This is a genomic window from Pedobacter sp. AC402, from assembly GCF_979252805.1.
The window spans coordinates 1-19,024 of record NZ_CEEDAI010000013.1 but is presented as its reverse complement, the minus strand read 5'-3'; the positions used below and the strand labels follow the sequence as shown (position 1 = coordinate 19,024).

Sequence of the window (19,024 nt, the reverse complement as noted above, 5' to 3'; positions counted from 1 at the left end):
TTTAATTTTAAGTGCAATTTTAGGCTTGATCCATTCAACTTGGCTAATTCACCTTAAACAAGAAACCCCTTGAATGATTAATTCAAGGGGTTTATAGGATTTAAATCCTTTTTGTGTCGGGATGGCAGGATTCGAACCTACGACCTCCTGCTCCCAAAGCAGGCGCGATACCGGGCTACGCTACATCCCGAACTTGGTATCGATCTTTTTTTTAATCCTGTTTTAAAAGTGGATAAACTTTTTGTCGGGATGGCAGGATTCGAACCTACGACCTCCTGCTCCCAAAGCAGGCGCGATACCGGGCTACGCTACATCCCGAACTTGGTATCTTCTTTTTTTTATCCTGTTTTAAAAGTGGATAAACTTTTTGTCGGGATGGCAGGATTCGAACCTACGACCTCCTGCTCCCAAAGCAGGCGCGATACCGGGCTACGCTACATCCCGAACTTGGTATCTTCTTTTCCCCTCTTTCGGAGAGATTGCAAATTGACGGTTTTAAATTGATAATACCACTTTAATTTGCAATTATTTTTGTTTCTGCGGAGAGGGCGGGATTCGAACCCGCGGTACCGTTACCAGTACGACAGTTTAGCAAACTGTTCCTTTCGGCCACTCAGGCACCTCTCCTTTCACCTTCAAAATTTTGTCCTACCGACCTTGTTTTGAGGTCTGCAAATATAGTAAAACAAGTTATCCAACAAAAAAAAATTACAAAATTTGTTGATAATCTATTCGCACATGATAGATACTCATAAGCATCGTCTTGAATATCAATTTGATAGTCTCGATATCTTTTAACGTTAAATCGCAGTCATCTAACTGATTTTGCTCCAATTTATAGTTAATTATCCTTTCAACGATGTCATTTATGTTCTGAGCATCGGGATTTTTCAGGCTTCTTGAGGCAGCTTCTACCGAATCTGCCAACATTAACACACCAGTTTCTTTACTAAAAGGGATCGGTCCGGGATAGCGGAAAATGTTTTCGTCGACAAATTTTTCGGGTGTATTTTTTAAAAACGACTGATAAAAATAATCAACACGGGTATTTCCATGGTGCGTTCTGATAAAATCAATAATCGCTTCAGGAATTTGATTTTTTCTCAATATTTCAATCCCTTTGTGCACATGCTGGATAATAATTTGCGCACTTTGCTCATATGGCAATTTATCGTGCGGACTTACAGCCGTATTCTGGTTTTCGATAAAATATTGCGGATTATCCACCTTACCGATATCATGATATAATGCACCAGCCCTTACCAGCACCGAGTTACCCCCTATTTTAAATATGGCAGCCTCAGCAAGATTTGCCACCTGTAATGAATGCTGAAACGTTCCAGGAGCTTTAAAAGCAAGTTCTCGCAAAAGTTTATTATTGGTATTGGTCAGCTCGATTAAGGCAACATCTGATGTGATGCCGAAAATACGTTCGAAAAGATAGATTAGAGGATAAGCCAGTAGTGATAACAGTACGCTAAATACAAAAGGAATAAAATTGATCCACTCTATTTCACGGAAAGAACCTTCGCGCAATAGCGCAATCCCAACAAATGAAACAAAGTAAGCCATAAGTATAAACAAGGCCGAAACCAGGAACCTTTCGCGCTTAACAAAGTTTTTAATGCTGAATATAGCAACCATCCCGGCCGTAACCTGATAAAATACAAATTCGAAGCTGTTGGCAACAAAAAAACCTGCAATTAAAATCACCAGCATATGCAGGTAAAGTGCCAAACGTGTATCGAAAAGGATCCTGATTTATAATAGGCACCACGCAAAACGGAATGTAATACAAACTGGGAATTTCCATTTTAATGGCCCAGGTTAAAGCAAGCAACATCCCAGTGGTTACAATCAGGATTAATGATAACTGGCGGTTATCGGCAAAAATATCTTTCCTGAAAAGAAAAAGGAACGACATTAAAATGGTTAACACAAAACCCACCAAAACCACCTGCCCTAAATAAACGAGTGCCCTGCTGCCTATGGTTTTTGTTTGCGCATCATAAGTGGCTTTATAAGATTCTAATTTTTGATAAATTTCTTCATCAATCACATCATTTTTGGCCACAATAAGTTCACCTTTTTGCACCATTCCTCTTGTGGTAGAGATGTTGTTAATGGTATTATCCTGTATGGTTTGGGTTAGGCGTTCATCAAAAACAATGTTTGGGGTAATGTGATCTATGGCCAGGTTTGCCACCAGATCGTCCATAACCTGGTTTGAGGCTTTAAAGTTTTCTTTGAAGAAATTCAATGCAGTTTCTGCGGTAAAAACATCCTGCGCATTTTTCTCTTGTGCTACATTATTCTCCATTAGCGAAAAATCGTAGTTTTTACCACCGGTTTGGTGTTTTACATTTAAGCTGATAATGCCTCTCTGGTAAATATTCTGCAGCAACTTATAAGCGTTGCTTTTATATACATCTTTATCTTTTTCGTTAAGCTGCTTGGTTTTCCACTTTACATCAAACTCATTGGCAAATTCTTCCAAAGCATTGGCGGTAATGCTCCTATCGAGTTGATAAACAGGTAATATATCTTTTAAAGCATTTTTTTTATCGGCACTAACCTGAGGGTTGGTTTTTAAAATGGCAAAGCTGAAAGGCGAAATCAGGTCCTTATTTTTTCCATACCGCATTTTTCTCAAATTCGTACCTGAACCTGGGTTGCTTGGGCAGAAAGAGCGTGATAATGAAAACAGTAAATATCATCATCACATATTTTAGGTTTGATGAATATTTACGATAAAGGATTTTATGTGAGTTTCTCTTGATTTTAGCCAAAACGATGTATTTATTGTACTGTCAAAAATAACATTTTTATCTAATATACATTTTAGAGATTTTGTTTGCAATTACCAGATTTTATATTTTACTTTATGATATCAAATTAATATCAATTATGTATCAAGAAAAAATTATCAGCCCTCCATCCGGGTATTTAACATTTGCATTATCCATCGCACTATTGGGTGCATCAATTTTCTGTTTTATATCGGAAATTTTTCTCTGGGGTGGGATTTTGCTCGCGGTAGATTTATTTTTAATATTCCCCGGCTTTTTAATTATCAATCCCAATCAATCCATGGTACTCACCCTGTTTGGTAAATATCTGGGTACCGTTAAACAAGATGGTTTTTTCTGGGTAAATCCGTTAACTACTAAAAGACGCCTATCGCTTAAAGCCAATAACCTGAACGGGCAACAGTTAAAAGTGAATGATAAGCTTGGAAATCCGATTGAGATTGCTGCTGTAGTGGTTTGGAAAGTAAATGAAACGGCAAAAGCTGTTTTTTCTGTAGAAAACTACATGCAATATGTTAACATCCAAAGTGAAGCTGCAGTTAGGCACCTGGCCAATATTTTCCCTTACGACCATGCTGAGGGCGAGGAAACCAGCATTACCTTAAAAGATGGTGCCGAAAAAGTAAGTGAATTATTGGAAAATGAACTGAACGAACGTTTATCAAGAGCGGGCATTGAAGTTTTAGAGGCCAGAATTTCTCACTTAGCCTATGCGCCCGAAATTGCCAGCGCCATGTTACAGCGCCAGCAAGCTACCGCCGTTATTGCAGCCCGTAAATTAATTGTAGAAGGTGCTGTGGGTATGGTAGAAATGGCATTGGAAAAATTATCACAAAAAGGAATAGTTGATCTTGATGAAGAACGCAAAGCTGCTATGGTGAGCAATTTATTGGTTGTTTTATGTGGCGATCGGCATGTACAACCCGTGGTAAATACAGGAACCTTATACAATTAGGTAAAATGGAATTCGAGGAAAAACAAGGTTTAAAACTTTGGTGGCTTTATATTTTACTGGCAATCGATGCTGTTATGGTGCTGAGTATTGTGCTTTTTGATAAAGGCGGAATGAGTTTCGAAACTTTAAAATCCACTTACTTTGCTCCATTTTGGGCGGTAATACTTCCTTTTGCTATCATTTTTATGCTTCAAAAAAACAAATTGACTGTGCAAATCGGGAGCCAAGGCATTTCCTATAAGTATTTTCCATTTCAGAGAAAATTTAAATTGTTAAACTGGATCAACATGGAAAAGGTTTACATCAATAAATATGATGCTTTAGGTGATTATGGTGGATTTGGTGTGCGGAACAGACTTTGGTTTAAATTTAATGATAAAGCCTATATTCTTAACGATAAAAACAAAGGTTTACAGATTGAATTTAAAAACGGCAAAAAATTATTGTTCAGTTCTAATAAAATAGAAGACCTTGAAATTTTCCTGATTAATTTGAAAACGAGGTATAATATACAAGCAATACAATAAGAATGGCGGAGAAAGATAAAAAGGCTTTTGTATTAAGAATTAGTGCTGCTTTATTAAAAGAAGTAGAAACCTGGGCTGCCGATGAGTTTAGGAGTACCAACGGGCAGATTGAGTTTTTACTTACCCAGGCGTTGAAAACGCGAAAGAAAGGGAGAACGAAAGAAGAATAAATTGCGAATTGTTATTTGTTAACTGAAAACCGGGCAAGTGATAACTGGCAAACTGGCAACTGGCAACTGTAAACTGGTAACTGGTAACTGGTAACTGGTAACTGATTATTATCAACTGTAAACTGATTTGGGCGTTACCCTATACCGATGAAAAATCGGTATGGGGTCGGGCTTTTCAGGGCTGCGCTACGCTTCGGTACCGATGAAGGATCGGTACTGAACCCTTACAATCCCTAACGCAAAACTCATCGTTTTAAATAAATTTAATTTTTGCACCTGGCAACCAAGTATAAGGCCCATTTTTTTTATCGGTTGGAATTGAAAGGATTACAGGACTAAATATTGCCATTTATAACTGGCAATTACTAACTGCAGACTGGCAACTGAGAACTGGCATCTGATTATTATCAACTGCAAACTGATTTGGTCGTTACGCAAAACCCACCGTTTTAAATAAATTCAATTTAGGCACCTGGCAACCAGACCTAAGGCACACTATCTCTGGTAAAATAAACCTGATAGAACGGAAAGCCCGCAACCCGATTTTTCATCGGGTGAGGACTTGAAGGGATAGCAGGACCGCAGACAGCCATTTACACGGAACCACTCCTTTTCAAAACAAACAACTAACCAAGCACATTTAACTTTCTTGATTTAACGACTAATAAAAATACAATATCAATGTGCTAAATGAATTTCTCATACGTTATTTATAAACCTTACAGGCTTTGGAAACCTGCGGGGTTTAACTAACTTAGCGGCCTAACCAAAAATTCATAAAAATTTGCACATGAAAGAAGTTGTAATTGTATCAGCTGTAAGAACACCTATTGGCAGTTTTGGAGGCTCATTAGCTCAGTTTTCTGCCCCTCAACTTGGTGGTTTTGCTATAAAAGCAGCCATCGAAAAAGCTGGTTTAAAGCCAGATCAAATTCAGGAGGTTTATATGGGCAATGTATTATCTGCTAATTTGGGTCAGGCACCAGCCACACAGGCTGCAAAATTTGCGGGCTTACCAGATTTACCTGCAACCACAATAAATAAAGTATGCGCCTCGGGTACAAAAGCCATCATGCTTGCCGCACAAAGTATTGCCAACGGTGATAACGACATAATTGTTGCCGGCGGAATGGAAAGCATGATGCAATGTGCCATATTACCTTGATAAAGCAAGGAACGGTTACAGGTTAGGCCACGGACAGCTTACTGATGGGCTTGTAAAAGATGGTTTATGGGATGTTTATAATGATTACCATATGGGCAATGCTGCCGAACTTTGTGCAACAGAATGTAATATCAGTCGCGAAGCGCAGGATAATTTTGCCATCACATCATATAAAAGAGCACAAGCTGCACAAACATCTGGCAAATTTGCCGGCGAAATTATAGCGGTAGAGGTTAAAGACCGTAAAGGCGATATTACTGTGGTTGATACGGATGATGAGCCTACAGCGGTTAAATTTGACAAAATACCTTCGCTGAAACCTGTTTTCAAAAAAGATGGAACAGTAACGGCAGCAAATGCATCTACACTTAATGATGGTGCTGCTGCTTTGGTTTTAATGAGTGCAGATAAAGCAAAAGAACTGGGTTTAACACCTTTAGCTAAAATTTTAGGCTATGCCGATGCACAGCAGGCACCAGAATGGTTTACAACGGCCCCATCAAAAGCCATTCCGCTGGCTTTGCATAAAGCAAATATTGATATTAAAAATGTTGATTATTTTGAAATTAACGAGGCTTTTTCTGTAGTTTCTTTGGCTAACAATCAATTATTGAACTTAAACGAAGATCAGGTTAATGTAAACGGTGGCGCAGTATCGTTAGGGCATCCGCTTGGTGCTTCCGGAGCCAGAATTGTAGTTACTTTACTTTCGGTATTGGCACAAAATGAAGGAAAAATAGGCGTTGCAGGAATTTGCAACGGGGGTGGCGGCGCAAGCGCATTAGTTATCGAAAAGTTATAATTTTGGGTCGGCAGATTATTATGGGCCGTTAATTGCATATGAAACATTACAGCTTTTATATCCTTTTCATTACAGGATTGCTCAGCTTTAACCTAAAAGCACAGCAAAGCCCAAATAAATTGGTTATTTTTCAGGATACGCTGATTAAAATTTCTGCAAATGTTGTTGCAGCGCAAAGTGATGACCAGAAATTAGCAATAAATGGCAAATTTGTAAAAACTTTGGTTGAAGCTTTAAAAGCACCTAATTCTTTTGCATTCGCCTTTGATTCACTCAAAAATGTATCGGTAATTAAATCTCCAGACCAGGCTTTCAGGATATTAAGCTGGTATGTACTATTGGAAAATGGCAACTATCGTTATTATGGTGCCATACAACTGAATACCAAAAGCGGCCCGTTAAAACTTTACCCACTAATCGATCAGACTGAAAATCTGAACGATCCAAATATCATTACCAACAACCAGAAATGGTTTGGCGCGAGGTATTACGAAATTGTTCCGGTAACGAGTGGCAACCGAATGCCTTATTACGTACTTTTAGGCTGGAAAGGAAACACACAGGCAACTACTAAAAAGGTAATTGAGGTGCTTTCTTTTGATAAGGACAACCTTACTTTTGGTGCTCCGGTTTTTGACGGAAAAGAACTGAAAGGAAAGAACAGGATGATATTTGAATATGCAAAATCGAATGCCATGACTTTAAAAACAGATTTAAAAGCGGGCATGATTGTATTTGATCACCTGGCCTCTTTTGATCCTGAAATAAAAGACAAATTCGAATATTATGGATCGGATGGTACTTTTGATGGTTTTAAAATTATTGGCGGAAAATTAAAACTGCAAGAAGACCTGACACTTAACAACGATCCTGATGCGAGCGACGAACTTTATGCCGACCCAAAGAAAAATGTAAAACCCATCCGAAAGTTCTGATTTTTAACACAGCTTAACTAAATCATTACCTTACACATTACTTAAAAATTTGTGAGTTTGCCAATCGCTGACTATATTGCGCCCTGCTAAACTAGCTTAAACAACACACAAATTCTGAATTCATAAACTAAAACCAACAAATGTTTTATGCAAACATCTAATGAAACCATTAGTATTGACCATGATAAGGAACTAGACCTCCATTTAAACAGTCAAGGCGTTTCACCCGAAAAATTATTTAGCCATCCGGTTGGCCTTTTTGTACTCTTTTTTACCGAAATGTGGGAAAGATTCAGTTACTATGGAATGCGTGCCATTCTGGTTTTATTCCTGATTAGTGATTTAAGCAAAAACGGTTGGGGCTGGCCACGGCCAGAAGCCTTACAGCTTTATGCTATTTATACAGGTTTAGTATACTTTACACCAATACTTGGTGGTTTAATTGCCGATAGATTTACAGGTTATAGAAAAGCTGTTATCATCGGCGCTTTTATTATGACGCTAGGCCATGCCGCAATGGCAATGGAAGGCATCAGCACCAACTTCTTTTATATTGGTTTGCTATTGTTAATTATCGGTAACGGCTTTTTTAAACCAAATATTTCCTCAATTGTAGGTAAACTATATCCACCAATCAGTGATAAAAAAGATAGTGCTTACGCTATTTTTTACATGGGTATTAACTCCGGAGCATTTATCGGCATGTTAATGTGTGGTTATATCGGCGAAAAAGTAGGCTGGCATTATGGTTTCGGCCTTGCTGGTATTTTTATGCTTTTTGGCATGCTACAGTTCTATTTCGCACAGAAAATTTTTGGAGTAATCGGCTCTGCTGTTGATAAAACCAAAGCAGTCGAAAAGGCAGATCCTACTGTTGAAGAAATTCCTGCAAAGGTTAGAAGTCAACGTTTATGGGTGATTGCTATTTTATCTATTTTTACCATTTTCTTTTGGATGGTATTCGAACAGGCAGGTGGTTCAATGACCATCTTTGCTAAAGATTATACGCTCAGAAACTTAACCGGCGGAGCAGCAACTACCTTTAAATGGGTTGATGCGATTTTAACCATATTTCCATTGGTAGCTGTAACTTTCGTACTGCTTTCGTTAGCCGGAAAAATTTTCAAAAAATATCCTGCAACCATTTTATTTACACTATTGAGTTTTGCCATCATCTGGGTGTTGGCAATCTGGAAGGTAAGCAGAGAAATGGGATCGGTAAGTACCGAAGTTCCTGCTTCATGGTTCAGTGTATTAAACTCTTTCTTTATTGTATCCTTGGCCCCTATTGTTTCAAAAATCTGGGAAACCAAATTTAATCCTAGCGGACCTGTAAAATTCGGTTTTGGATTGATTTTCGTTGGTATCGGTTTTGCAGGTTTAGCTTATGGCGGCTCATCAATTCCACAAGGAGCTACCTCCGCTGAAGTAAGTTTATTCTGGTTAATTTTTGCCTATTTCTTCCACACTGTTGGTGAGTTGTGCATCTCTCCTGTCGGATTATCTTATGTGAGTAAGCTTGCACCTTCAAACCTTGTTGGTTTAATGTTTGGTGTATTTTTTACTTGTACAGCTATTGGTAATTATTTAGCTGGTGCAACCGGATCTTTGATTGACAAAATAAGTTCTGCTTATTCAATTTCTACATTCTTCTTAATATTCACTATAATACCAATTGTTGCGGGTTTAATTATGTTTGCCATAAGCCCTATTTTGCGCAAATGGATGCATGGTGTTCACTAATCAAAAATATATTTTTACCAAAAAGCCCGATCTACAATCGGGCTTTTAATTTTTAAACCTATTTAATGGAAAAAACAGTTTCAATAGAAGATATTCAAAATTTTGAGGGTAAATATCCAAAACAGCTCTGGCATTTATCGCTGGTAGAAATGTGGGAGCGTTTCTGTTTTTATGGCATGCGCGGGGTATTGGCTTTCTTCATGGTTGAACAATTGGGCCTGAGCGATCAAAAATCAAATTTACAATATGGTGCCATACAGGCTTTTGTGTATGCTTTTACCTTTATAGGTGGTATTTTTGCCGATAAGATTTTGGGCTTCAGGAAATCGTTATTCTGGGGTGGTTCTTTAATGATTATTGGCAACCTGGTTCTGGCTTTTTCTCCGCACGACCTTTTTTATGTAGGCATTACTTTATCTATTATCGGAACAGGTTTTTTTAAACCCAATGTTTCCTCAATGGTGGGCGAATTGTACCATGAAAAGGATAACCGCAGAGATGCGGGCTATGGTCTTTTTTATGCCGGTATAAATGTTGGTGGTTTGCTGGGCGGCGCGATGTGCATTTACCTGGGCAAATATTATAACTGGCATTTGTGTTTCTTATCGGCTGCATTGGTGATGATGTTTGGCTTGGGCACCTTCATTTTTACTAAAAAACATTTAGGGCCTATCGGAAATTCTCCGTTATTGCACCTTAAAAAATCAAGACAGCAGTTTTCAGAAATTGCCGTTTACGCAGGGTCGATATTGTGCATCCCGTTGATTTACATTATGGTAAAAAATACCGCTTTTACCGATTATTTCATGTACACGATTGGTGCTGTGGCTTTGATTTACTTCTTGTTCGAAACCTTTAAAATTAAAGACAAAAAGGCTCAATACAAGCTGTTAGCTGCTTTCGTTTTTATATTCTGTTACTTTATTTTCATGGCTATATCGGAGCAAAGCGGTGGTTCTCTCTCTTTGTTTGCGAAGGATAACCTTGATCATAAAATTTTGTTCTTTAATATCGACCCAAATGTGGTAAACAATAGTGTTAACTCATTATTTGTAATTGTTTTTAGTCCGATTGTAGGTATTTTATGGTTGGGATTGTATAAACGCAAAATTGAACCGAATACTGTTGTAAAATTCGGGATCGGTTTCCTGCTACTGGCGGTAAGTTTTTATGTGTTTTATGCCACAAGATTCTTTGCAAATGCACAAGGCATAACTTCTTTAAACGTTTTTACCCTCGCCTATTTATTGTTAACCCTCGGCGAACTTTGTTTGGGGCCGATTGGCATGTCGATAATTACAAAACTTTCTCCAAAGAAAATGTTTGGAATGATGATGGGACTTTGGTTTTTATCTAGTGCTTTTGGCCAGTTGGCTGCCGGAAAGTTAGGCGCAGAGATGTCGAGTATTGATCATGCTTCGTTGTCTACAAAGTTAATGGCCTATACTGAAGGTTATAAATCTTTGGCCATATATTCTTTAATTGCAGGTTTGGCGCTGATTATTTTTTCACAACTGGTTAAAAGGTTGATGCAGGAAGTGCGGTAGAAAATAAAGTGTTATCCTTAGCGTAGTTGAAGGATAATCTTTTCTATCACTCAGAGAGAAAAATCTTAGCCTGTGCTTAGATCGAGTATTGTTAGAAGAGGTGGGCATTTTGGAAACGAGGGAACAGTAGTTCTTGGAGGCCTGCTATCCCGCCATTCGCTATAGTCCATACGAAAAGTCGGGAGCTGCCGCTGCTGTCGGGTTTAGGAACAAAGGTTTGTACCTAGAAAAATGAAGGTTAAAGCTCGAAGGGATTTAAATAACGATCCGGATTACAAACCCACACCAATGAGAAGCTGAAAAACTTAGTTGAACACGCTAATCATTCCGAATTAATGAATTTTCATAAAGGTTTCACTTTTAATATTTACTTTCGCAGTTTAAAAGCAAAATATAATTCAATTATATACATTCAAAGCTTAATTATTAAATAACCACAAGCAACGTGTCAGATAGTTTAGTCATCATACCTACTTATAACGAGAAGGAAAATATTGAAAAGATCATTAGAAAGGTTTTTTCTTTAACACAACCTTTTCATGTTTTAATTATTGATGACGGTTCTCCGGATGGAACTGCTGAAATCGTTAAATCGTTACAGGCTGAGTACGAGGGGCATTTATTTATCGAAGAACGTGCAGGCAAACAAGGTTTGGGTACAGCATATATATATGGCTTTAATTGGGCTTTACAAAGAGATTATGCTTACATTTTTGAAATGGACGCAGATTTTTCACATAACCCGGATGATTTGGCCCGCTTGCGAGAGGCTTGCGTAAATGGTGCAGATGTGGCCATAGGCTCGCGTTATGTTAAGGGTGTAAATGTGGTAAATTGGCCTATGGGAAGGGTTTTAATGTCGTACTTTGCTTCGATGTATGTGCGTTTTATTACCCGGATCAACATTCAGGATGCAACTGCAGGTTTTAAATGTTACCGTAGAATTGTATTGGAAACTATTCCGTTAAATAAAATTAAATTTGTGGGTTACGCCTTTCAGATCGAAATGAAATTTACCGCCATTAAATTTGGTTTTAAAGTGGTAGAAGTTCCCATCATTTTTACCGACCGCACCGAAGGTACATCCAAAATGAGCACCCGTATTTTTAGAGAAGCCTTTTTAGGTGTAATACAAATGAAGGTTTGGAGTTGGTTTAGGAGTTATAAAAGGGAGTCTTAAGTTCGGAGCTGGGAGCCTGGAGTTTAGCGTTCCTAAATGATAAATAATTTAAATTTGGGACTGGAAAACAGGAGTTGGGAGTTCTAAGCACCTAGTTGTTTGCTCTTTGCGAGACTCCGAACTAAAAACTCCAAACTCACAACTTACTTTCCGCAGTCTTAAGTTTGGAGCTGGGAGCCTGGAGTTTCTAAATGCTGAATAATTTAAATTTGGGACTTAAAAACAGAAGCTGGGAGTTCTAAATACCTAGCTGTTTGCTCTTTGCGAGACTCCGAACTCAAAACTCCAAACTCACAACTTACTTTCCCTTATCATTGTACCAAAATCCTGTCCCTTATCCATCGCTTTAACCGTCATCACGATTCTTTTAGTCCGTGTAGGTTCTGTTTTGGCTTGGTTAATCCAGTTGATGTAATAGTTCTGGTGCGACTTAGGCTGTTTTAAAAAGTTATGCATTAAATGTTCTTCTTCTGAGAGACAGATGTCGAGATCTTCGGGCATTTCGACCTTGAAATCTTTATCTTCTTCTAAATATAGCTCAACAACAGCACCGGATTCCTTTTTTAGTTTTTTACGGACTTCGCTTTTTAAAGCTATTATAAAATCACCTTCACCCATAGGGGTGGTTGCCATTCCGGCAACTTCAAGTTGATCTATCTTACCCTTTACCCTAAAACTTTTTTTGCAACCAGGCTTAATTTCGTTTGCCAATGCCGCCGGAACAAACACATAACTCCAGCCAGTTTTTTCACCCATGCTCTCAAAACGTTCTATCTCTGCTTTAAAGTGGATCATGGTTTAAAGATAAATATTATGTTTTAACTTGTAAATGAATAATACTTTAGCAATAGTAGATTACTTTATAAACTGATTATTAATAACACAGCGTCATCTCGACTGAAGCGCAGCGGAATGGAGAGATCAATTGATATTGGGGTTTCATTACGGCGATGTTTCCGATCGAAAGCTTTCTTTAAATGAACATTCATTACAGTTTATCACCGCAAAATCTTTGGTTTATATATTTGTCACGTTGAATTTTTCCGAAACGTTTTAGGGGAATTTAAGCAAGCCCTACCACAAGCTTAGGATGACACTTTTGCTTAAGATATGTACTGAATTAATATAAAAAGGTCTGTGGAGACACAGACCTTGGAGTTAGGAAAGATATTATCGACTGAAGCGGAGCGGAATGGAGAGATCTCACGATAAAATATCTTAGGCAGATTTCTCGACTACGCTCGAAATGACGACTTAATTGTTATTTATATTTTCTGAAAAATTAAAAGAAAATTAATTCAACCGCATAACAGAATTCATAAAATTATTAATCGGCTCAAAAACAATCCAATTTATGAGCCGATTAGCAGAATTAATCGGCTCATTATCTTCAAATCAGGTTTTAAAACTACTTAACAGTTTACTTTTAGTTTTAATTACTTAAGGAATTTAAAGCTCATTCTGTACAGGAAAGAATCTTTTAAGGGTTACACTTAAGGGAGCTTTCTTCGATTTTATAGCGCATGTTGTAGCGATTGTTGTAAGATTGCTTCGTCGGCTGAAAAACCCTTACGGCAATGACGATACCCATAGGATATTCATTTCTTTAAAATCATGTCACTTATATTTTTATCATAAATTATCACTCAGGATGACACCATTGTTTAAAATAGGTAGTGAATAAATATAAAAAGGGTTGTGGAGACACAGACCTTGGAGTTATAAAACGAGCAGATTTCTCGGCTACACCCGTAATGACGACTCAATTCTAAGCTTATTTCCCCTAATGATGCTTAATCAATCGCTACCGGGTTCATCCGGATATCCAGCTTGGCAAACTTTAAAACTTCGATACTTTGAAAGCCAAAATCTTCTACTACCTTTCCTAAAATAAGGTAACAGCCTTTTCCCTTAAAAGGATACATAGGTGTGGAATTGGGAAAGTGGGTGGTATCAAAAAAGTCGCCATTGGCATCTAAAAAAGTACCGAACCACATTTTGGTATTCTTAATGGTATGTACTGTTTTTTCGCATACATAGTTACCAACCATCCTTACTGTTTTACCCAAATGTTTATGCATATCTGCGGCCATGGTATCGCCCCTGTAAGGTGTTTTCAGAAAATCGAACATGTTATAATTAAGCGGATAACCCAATAACTCCAATTCTGTGTAGGCATTTTCCAGTTCGGAATCGGCCAGTTCGGGAAGCTGGTAGGTTTTGTAACTTAGTTTAAAAAGTTCGGCATGGTTTACTTTCTTCTGCTTAAAACCTAAGTAATTGTGCACATCCCAAAGCAGGGTTTTACGGTCTTTGCCTGTAAAACGCAGTGCGCCCAAACGGATTAAAATAATGGCTTGTTCAAGGGAAATGCAGGTGCGTTTCACAAAATCTTCTAGATCGAGATATTTTCCGTTTGCCTTCCGTTCTTGCGGAATGGTCTGAATGTATTTTCCTTCTAAACCCTGGATACCAATAAAACCCAGATAGGCATCTTCGCCATTGATGTTTACCACTTCATCACTACGGTTAACACAGGGTAAATGTACTTTCGCACCAGTTTTCTGCAACTCGTGCACATACACCCACCTGCTGTAAAAGCCACCATAATTATTAAGCACGGCTACCATAAACTCCATCGGATGATAGGTTTTGAGGTATAAACTCTGATAACTTTCTACCGCAAAAGATGCAGAATGGGCTTTAGAAAAGCTATATCCTGCAAAAGAGGAGATTTGCCGCCATACTTCTGTAATGAGTTCTTCGGAGTGGCCTTCTTTCCGTGCGGAGGCAAAAAACTTTTTTACCAGTTCCTCGAAAGCAAGTTTTGAACGGTATTTACCACTCATGGCTTTACGAAGAATATCAGCATCAGACAGATCCAAACCTGCAAAATAATGGCAAACTTTAATCACATCTTCCTGGTATACCATTACGCCATAGGTTTCGCTAAGCCGCTCCTTCATCACTTCGCAAAGGTATACCACCTTATCGGGTGCATGGTAGCGTTCGATATACGATTTCATCATACCCGAGCTGGCCACACCTGGCCGGATAATTGAACTTGCGGCCACTAGAGTAAGGTAATTCTCGCATTTTAGCTTTTTGAGCAATTGCCTCATTGCCGGCGATTCGATGTAAAAACAACCTATGGGCTGGCCTTCTTTAAGGATAGCATTTAATTTCCTGTCTGTTTTAAAAGTTTTAAAATCGTGTATATCAATATCCAGGTCTTTATTTTTCTTAATCAGTTGTACGGCCTCGCGAATGTGCCCAATACCGCGCTGACTTAAAATATCGAATTTCTCATAACCAATGGCTTCAGCTTCATACATATCCCATTGAACGGTTGGAAAACCTTTTGGGGGCATATCCAAAGCGGTATAATAGGTAATCGGTTCTTCGGAAATCAAAATCCCCCCGGCATGGATAGATCGCTGGTTGGGCATTCCTTTCATGTATTGGTATACAGCCAGCAGCTTCTTGTAAGTAGCATTCAGCAAGTTTTCGCGCTCTTTTGTAGGATCGGTAAAACCATCGATTTCGCCCTTGGGCAAACCCAACACTTTACCGATTTCCCTGATGATTGCCCGATCTTTAAAAGTGCTCATTGTACCCAAAAAAGCAACATGCCATTTAGGATAGCGGCTAAAAATATAACGCTGTATTACTTCGCGTTCATCCCATGAAAAATCGATATCAAAATCTGGCGGACTGGTTCTTTTTTCGTGGAGAAAACGTTCGAAGTACAAATCAAGATCAATCGGATCTACATCTGTAATGCGCAAGCAATAGGCTACAATACTGTTTGCGCCTGAGCCACGGCCAACATGATAGAAACCGCAGGTATTCATGGCATAGTTTACAATGTCGTGAGTGATCAGAAAATAAGCGCAAAAGTTTTTAAGTTCAATAATCCGCAATTCTTTTTCCAAACGCTTAACGGCTTCCGGATTGTTTTCGCCATAGCGGTATTTTAACCCTTCTTCGGCCAGCTCGCGAAGCATTTTTTTATCTCCGGCCAAGCCTTCGCTGGTGTAGAAAAGCTTATTTTTAGATTTAGGCACCGCACTATCTTCAAAATAGGCACTTAAATCGCAACTGTTTATCAGTTTTTGTGTGTTTTGAACAATAAAAGGATATTGTTCGAATTTCTGCGTGAGTACTGCTTCTGGAATCAGGTATTCGTCTGCATCGCATTTTTGTTCTTCGGGTACTTTACTTAAAAGCGTATTGAGCTCAATGGCCCTAAAATACTGGTGCAAACGGTGGGTAATTTTATCATTTACAGTAACGGGATGCCACACCAGCAATTTTTCTTTTTGTTTTAAAAGCGGGTGCTGATACAAAAGGTTAAGCTGTTTGGCGCGAATTCCTACAAATTCATTTTCCTTTAGTGTTTTATTTAGAGTTTTTTGAAAGGGATATACAATGTATACGTTTTCCATTTCGGGCGGAATTTCGGGCAAGGGAATGTGGTTGATGTTGTGGTGACTCAAAAACTCATTTAATTCGCGCATGCCCTCCCTGTTTCTGGCAATACCCACATACAACAACCTGTTGTTGAGCCTGAATTCGATACCTGCTACCGGTTTAAGCTGATATGGAATGTTCCCTTTGTGTATTTCATCAGCCTCTTTGGCAATCCCCTGCCTGTAGCATTCACGTATAAATTCTACCGCACCGGTTGAATTGTTGATATCGGTTAATACCATCTGGTGAATGCCAAGCGATCGCGCAGTAGCAATCAACTGCTCAACACTCAGCGTTCCATATTTCAGGCTATATGAAGAATGCACATTTAAAAACATCGCTAATCATATGATTTTGTACCCCTTGTGCCTTTTTCGCTCATAAAACTCCTGATTTTGGATCGTTTTCTTGTTTCCAAATCTTCTTTCGGCTCTCCTTCTTCCGTATTCCCAATCAGCACTTTCTTTTTGCGGGGATTGTATTTTATCACTTTTCCCTTTTCATCGCGGGGTGGCTGCGTAACTATGCAGGCTTTTACCACCGCTTCGGCACCGTAATGATTGCGCACCTTATCCATAGCCTGGTAAAGACTGTATTCTTCTTCGGCGATATTATATAAACCAATCTGCTCGTAACCGCTTACTAAATGCGAAAGCTTTACCCCCACCAAACGCAGCAACATCCGTTTTGAATATAATTTTTCGAACAGGTTATGTGCCTTGCTGATCAAAAACGAATCGAGTGAGGTGTATGGAATTCTTTCCTGCTGGGTAACTGTTTCAAAATTGGTATAACGTACGGTTACAGTAATGCAGGCGGTTAGTTTTTTTTGGTTGCGCAACTGAAAAGTTAATCCGGTAACCATTCCGGTGATAATGGCTTTCAGTTTGGCCATATCCATCGTATCGCTTTCGAAAGTGGCTTGTGTACCTATTGATTTTCTTTCGCGGTAAGGCACAACCGGCGAAAGGTCGATCCCGTTGGCTTTTTGCCATAAACTTAATCCCTGCTGACCCAATATTTTAAACATCAGCTGTTGAGGAATCTGTGTGAGTGTAAGGATTTCGCGCACTCCCATTTCGCTCAGTTTTTTATAGGTGGCGTGGCCGATACCCGGAATTTTATGAATGGCCAGCGGATCGAGAAATGGCCGCAGTTCGGGATAGGTAACCTGCAATTCGCCATCCGGTTTTGATTCGTTTGTAGCAATTTTGGCTACGGTTTTGTTGATGGATAAGCCAAAGGAAATGGGCAGGCCCATCTCTCTGATAATTGTTTGCCTGAGTTCGGAAGCAAACTTCATGCAACCAAAAAAGCGGTCCATACCCGTCATATCAATATAGTGCTCATCAATGCTGGCTTTCTCGAAAAGCGGAACTTTATCGGCAATAATTTCGGTGATTTCGTGCGAAGCCTTTGAATACTCTTCCATATCGCCTTTTAAAAATATTGCCCCCGGACAAAGTAGTTTGGCCGTACGCCCGGGCATTGCCGAGTGTACCCCGTATTTACGCGCCTCGTAACTGCAGGATGCGACTACGCCCCTATCACCGCCGCCCCCAATAATAACGGGTTTCCCAATTAAATTGGAATTCTTTCTAATTTCTACCGACACAAAAAATGCATCCTGATCCATATGAATAATCTGCCTTTCTTTTTCCATTTCTATACAAGTGGGATAATTGAGATCAAAAATACTAATATAATTAGTTTTATTAATGATCTATAGCTTTAACTTATGAACATAATACTAACATTTTTAGTTTTAATGTTTGTTATCAAAAAGGTTTTGGCCACGGAAATATGAGAAGACAGAAATAGCATTTGTACCTTACCTTCTACATAGATCGAAAAAAAATCAGTATCAATTGCGAGACGTTCACTGTGCTTTGCAAACCTTCCAGTATCAATTGCGCAAGCTTCAGTATCGATTGCGAGACGTTCACTGTGCTTTGCGAACCTTCCAGTATCAATTGCGCAAGCTTCAGTATCGATTGCGAGACGTTCACTGTGCTTTGCGAACCTTCCAGTATCAATTGCGCAAGCTTCAGCATCGATTTCGAGACGTTCAATGTCCTTTGCGAACCTTCCAGTATCAATTGCGCAAGCTTCAGCATCAATTGCGAGACGTTCAATGTCCTTTGCGAACCTTCCAGTGTCAATTGCGAGACGTTCATAGTGTCGAAGGACTTTAACCACAGATTTACACCGTTCAGTTTTTTGCCACGGAAACACAGAAAGCACGGAGAATTCATAGATTGTAATCCTATGGTCGTGTCATCCTGCGTCATTGCGAGAAGGCTTTTTCAGCCGACGAAGCAATCTTTATGGCAAGGCTTACTAGCATGTAGTCGAAGGACTTTAACCACAGATTACACAGTTCAGTTTGCCACGGAACACAGAAAGCACACAGAATTCATAGATTGTAATTCTATGGTCGTGTCATTTTGCGTCATTGCGAGAAGGCTTTTTCAGCCGACGAAGCAATCTTTATGGCAAGGCTCACTAGCATGTAGTCGAAGGGTTTTAACCACAGATTTACACAGAGATCATTTTTAGCCACGGAAACACAGAAAGCACAGAGAATTCATAGATTGTAATCCTGTGTCATTTTGCGTCATTGCTGAGAGAAGGCTTTTTCAGCCGACGAAGCAATCTTTATGGCAAGGATCACTAGCATGAAAGATTGCTTCCTACCTAAGCAATAACGACCGCTT

13 protein-coding genes, 4 tRNA genes and 1 pseudogene are annotated in these 19,024 nt (G+C 39.0%); 8 read left to right on the top strand and 10 right to left on the bottom strand.

The window, feature by feature from the left end; translation table 11 throughout:
* Positions 1-116 precede the first annotated feature (116 nt).
* The 6 genes from AC0IWE_RS22855 to AC0IWE_RS22830 all read right to left on the bottom strand — a co-directional run bounded on the left by AC0IWE_RS22855 (position 117) and on the right by AC0IWE_RS22830 (position 2,644).
* Positions 117-190, bottom strand: a tRNA-Pro gene (locus AC0IWE_RS22855).
* A 54-nt stretch (positions 191-244) separates the two neighbouring features.
* A tRNA-Pro gene (locus tag AC0IWE_RS22850) sits at positions 245-318 on the bottom strand.
* Between the two features lie 52 nt (positions 319-370).
* A tRNA-Pro gene (locus AC0IWE_RS22845) sits at positions 371-444 on the bottom strand.
* A gap of 96 nt (positions 445-540) precedes the next feature.
* Positions 541-627 (bottom strand) — tRNA-Ser (locus AC0IWE_RS22840).
* An 81-nt stretch (positions 628-708) separates the two neighbouring features.
* Positions 709-1,719, bottom strand: coding sequence for an HD family phosphohydrolase (locus AC0IWE_RS22835; protein ID WP_471794899.1), 1,011 nt, complete (start codon positions 1,717-1,719; stop codon positions 709-711).
* Entirely contained in the window at positions 1,622-2,644 is a 1,023-nt protein-coding gene (locus AC0IWE_RS22830; RefSeq protein WP_471794873.1) for a hypothetical protein, read from the bottom strand. The genes AC0IWE_RS22835 and AC0IWE_RS22830 overlap by 98 nt, the downstream gene beginning before the upstream one ends.
* Before the next feature lie 263 nt (positions 2,645-2,907).
* Between AC0IWE_RS22830 and AC0IWE_RS22825 the strand changes: the two genes are divergently transcribed.
* From AC0IWE_RS22825 to AC0IWE_RS22790, 8 genes and pseudogenes are all read left to right on the top strand, one after another.
* Positions 2,908-3,765: an SPFH domain-containing protein gene (locus AC0IWE_RS22825; protein WP_055912012.1), complete on the top strand. Its 858-nt coding sequence runs from the start codon at positions 2,908-2,910 to the stop codon at positions 3,763-3,765.
* Positions 3,766-3,770: 5 nt separating this feature from the next.
* Positions 3,771-4,292 (top strand): hypothetical protein, encoded by a 522-nt coding sequence (locus tag AC0IWE_RS22820; RefSeq protein ID WP_471794872.1) that lies wholly within the window; start codon positions 3,771-3,773, stop codon positions 4,290-4,292.
* A gap of 2 nt (positions 4,293-4,294) precedes the next feature.
* Positions 4,295-4,462, top strand: coding sequence for a type II toxin-antitoxin system antitoxin (locus tag AC0IWE_RS22815; protein WP_471794871.1), 168 nt, complete (start codon positions 4,295-4,297; stop codon positions 4,460-4,462).
* Between the two features lie 790 nt (positions 4,463-5,252).
* A pseudogene (locus tag AC0IWE_RS22810) lies at positions 5,253-6,429 on the top strand (acetyl-CoA C-acyltransferase).
* A 38-nt stretch (positions 6,430-6,467) separates the two neighbouring features.
* Positions 6,468-7,364 (top strand): hypothetical protein, encoded by an 897-nt coding sequence (locus AC0IWE_RS22805; protein WP_471794870.1) that lies wholly within the window; start codon positions 6,468-6,470, stop codon positions 7,362-7,364.
* A gap of 147 nt (positions 7,365-7,511) precedes the next feature.
* The gene (locus tag AC0IWE_RS22800) at positions 7,512-9,107 is read left to right on the top strand and encodes a peptide MFS transporter (RefSeq protein WP_463494353.1); all 1,596 of its coding nucleotides are present in this window, start codon (positions 7,512-7,514) and stop codon (positions 9,105-9,107) included.
* 65 nt (positions 9,108-9,172) lie between these two features.
* A complete protein-coding gene (locus AC0IWE_RS22795) occupies positions 9,173-10,654 on the top strand; it encodes a peptide MFS transporter (RefSeq protein ID WP_463494351.1) in 1,482 nt (493 codons plus the stop codon).
* Positions 10,655-11,099: 445 nt separating this feature from the next.
* Positions 11,100-11,834: a polyprenol monophosphomannose synthase gene (locus AC0IWE_RS22790; protein WP_055911461.1), complete on the top strand. Its 735-nt coding sequence runs from the start codon at positions 11,100-11,102 to the stop codon at positions 11,832-11,834.
* 291 nt (positions 11,835-12,125) lie between these two features.
* Here the strand turns inward: AC0IWE_RS22790 and AC0IWE_RS22785 are convergent, their stop codons facing one another.
* The 4 genes from AC0IWE_RS22785 to AC0IWE_RS22770 all read right to left on the bottom strand — a co-directional run bounded on the left by AC0IWE_RS22785 (position 12,126) and on the right by AC0IWE_RS22770 (position 18,506).
* A complete protein-coding gene (locus AC0IWE_RS22785; protein ID WP_463494347.1) occupies positions 12,126-12,629 on the bottom strand; it encodes a YdeI/OmpD-associated family protein in 504 nt (167 codons plus the stop codon).
* Between the two features lie 998 nt (positions 12,630-13,627).
* Positions 13,628-16,633 carry a DNA polymerase III subunit alpha gene (dnaE, locus tag AC0IWE_RS22780; protein WP_471794869.1) on the bottom strand — a complete coding sequence of 1,002 codons (3,006 nt, stop codon included), beginning with the start codon at positions 16,631-16,633 and terminating at the stop codon, positions 13,628-13,630.
* Between the two features lie 14 nt (positions 16,634-16,647).
* The gene (gene dinB, locus AC0IWE_RS22775; RefSeq protein WP_471794868.1) at positions 16,648-17,970 is read right to left on the bottom strand and encodes a DNA polymerase IV; all 1,323 of its coding nucleotides are present in this window, start codon (positions 17,968-17,970) and stop codon (positions 16,648-16,650) included.
* Between the two features lie 68 nt (positions 17,971-18,038).
* The gene (locus AC0IWE_RS22770; RefSeq protein WP_471794867.1) at positions 18,039-18,506 is read right to left on the bottom strand and encodes a hypothetical protein; all 468 of its coding nucleotides are present in this window, start codon (positions 18,504-18,506) and stop codon (positions 18,039-18,041) included.
* Positions 18,507-19,024: the final 518 nt, after the last annotated feature.

Bases quoted from the DNA above. Each gene is read 5' to 3' on its own strand.
- AC0IWE_RS22835 (WP_471794899.1), bottom strand. From the start codon at position 1,719: ATGCTGGTGATTTTAATTGCAGGTTTTTTTGTTGCCAACAGCTTCGAA.
- AC0IWE_RS22830 (WP_471794873.1), bottom strand. From the start codon at position 2,644: ATGCGGTATGGAAAAAATAAGGACCTGATTTCGCCTTTCAGCTTTGCC.
- AC0IWE_RS22825 (WP_055912012.1), top strand. From the start codon at position 2,908: ATGTATCAAGAAAAAATTATCAGCCCTCCATCCGGGTATTTAACATTT.
- AC0IWE_RS22820 (WP_471794872.1), top strand. From the start codon at position 3,771: ATGGAATTCGAGGAAAAACAAGGTTTAAAACTTTGGTGGCTTTATATT.
- AC0IWE_RS22815 (WP_471794871.1), top strand. From the start codon at position 4,295: ATGGCGGAGAAAGATAAAAAGGCTTTTGTATTAAGAATTAGTGCTGCT.
- AC0IWE_RS22805 (WP_471794870.1), top strand. From the start codon at position 6,468: ATGAAACATTACAGCTTTTATATCCTTTTCATTACAGGATTGCTCAGC.
- AC0IWE_RS22800 (WP_463494353.1), top strand. From the start codon at position 7,512: ATGCAAACATCTAATGAAACCATTAGTATTGACCATGATAAGGAACTA.
- AC0IWE_RS22795 (WP_463494351.1), top strand. From the start codon at position 9,173: ATGGAAAAAACAGTTTCAATAGAAGATATTCAAAATTTTGAGGGTAAA.
- AC0IWE_RS22785 (WP_463494347.1), bottom strand. From the start codon at position 12,629: ATGATCCACTTTAAAGCAGAGATAGAACGTTTTGAGAGCATGGGTGAA.
- dinB (WP_471794868.1), bottom strand. From the start codon at position 17,970: ATGGAAAAAGAAAGGCAGATTATTCATATGGATCAGGATGCATTTTTT.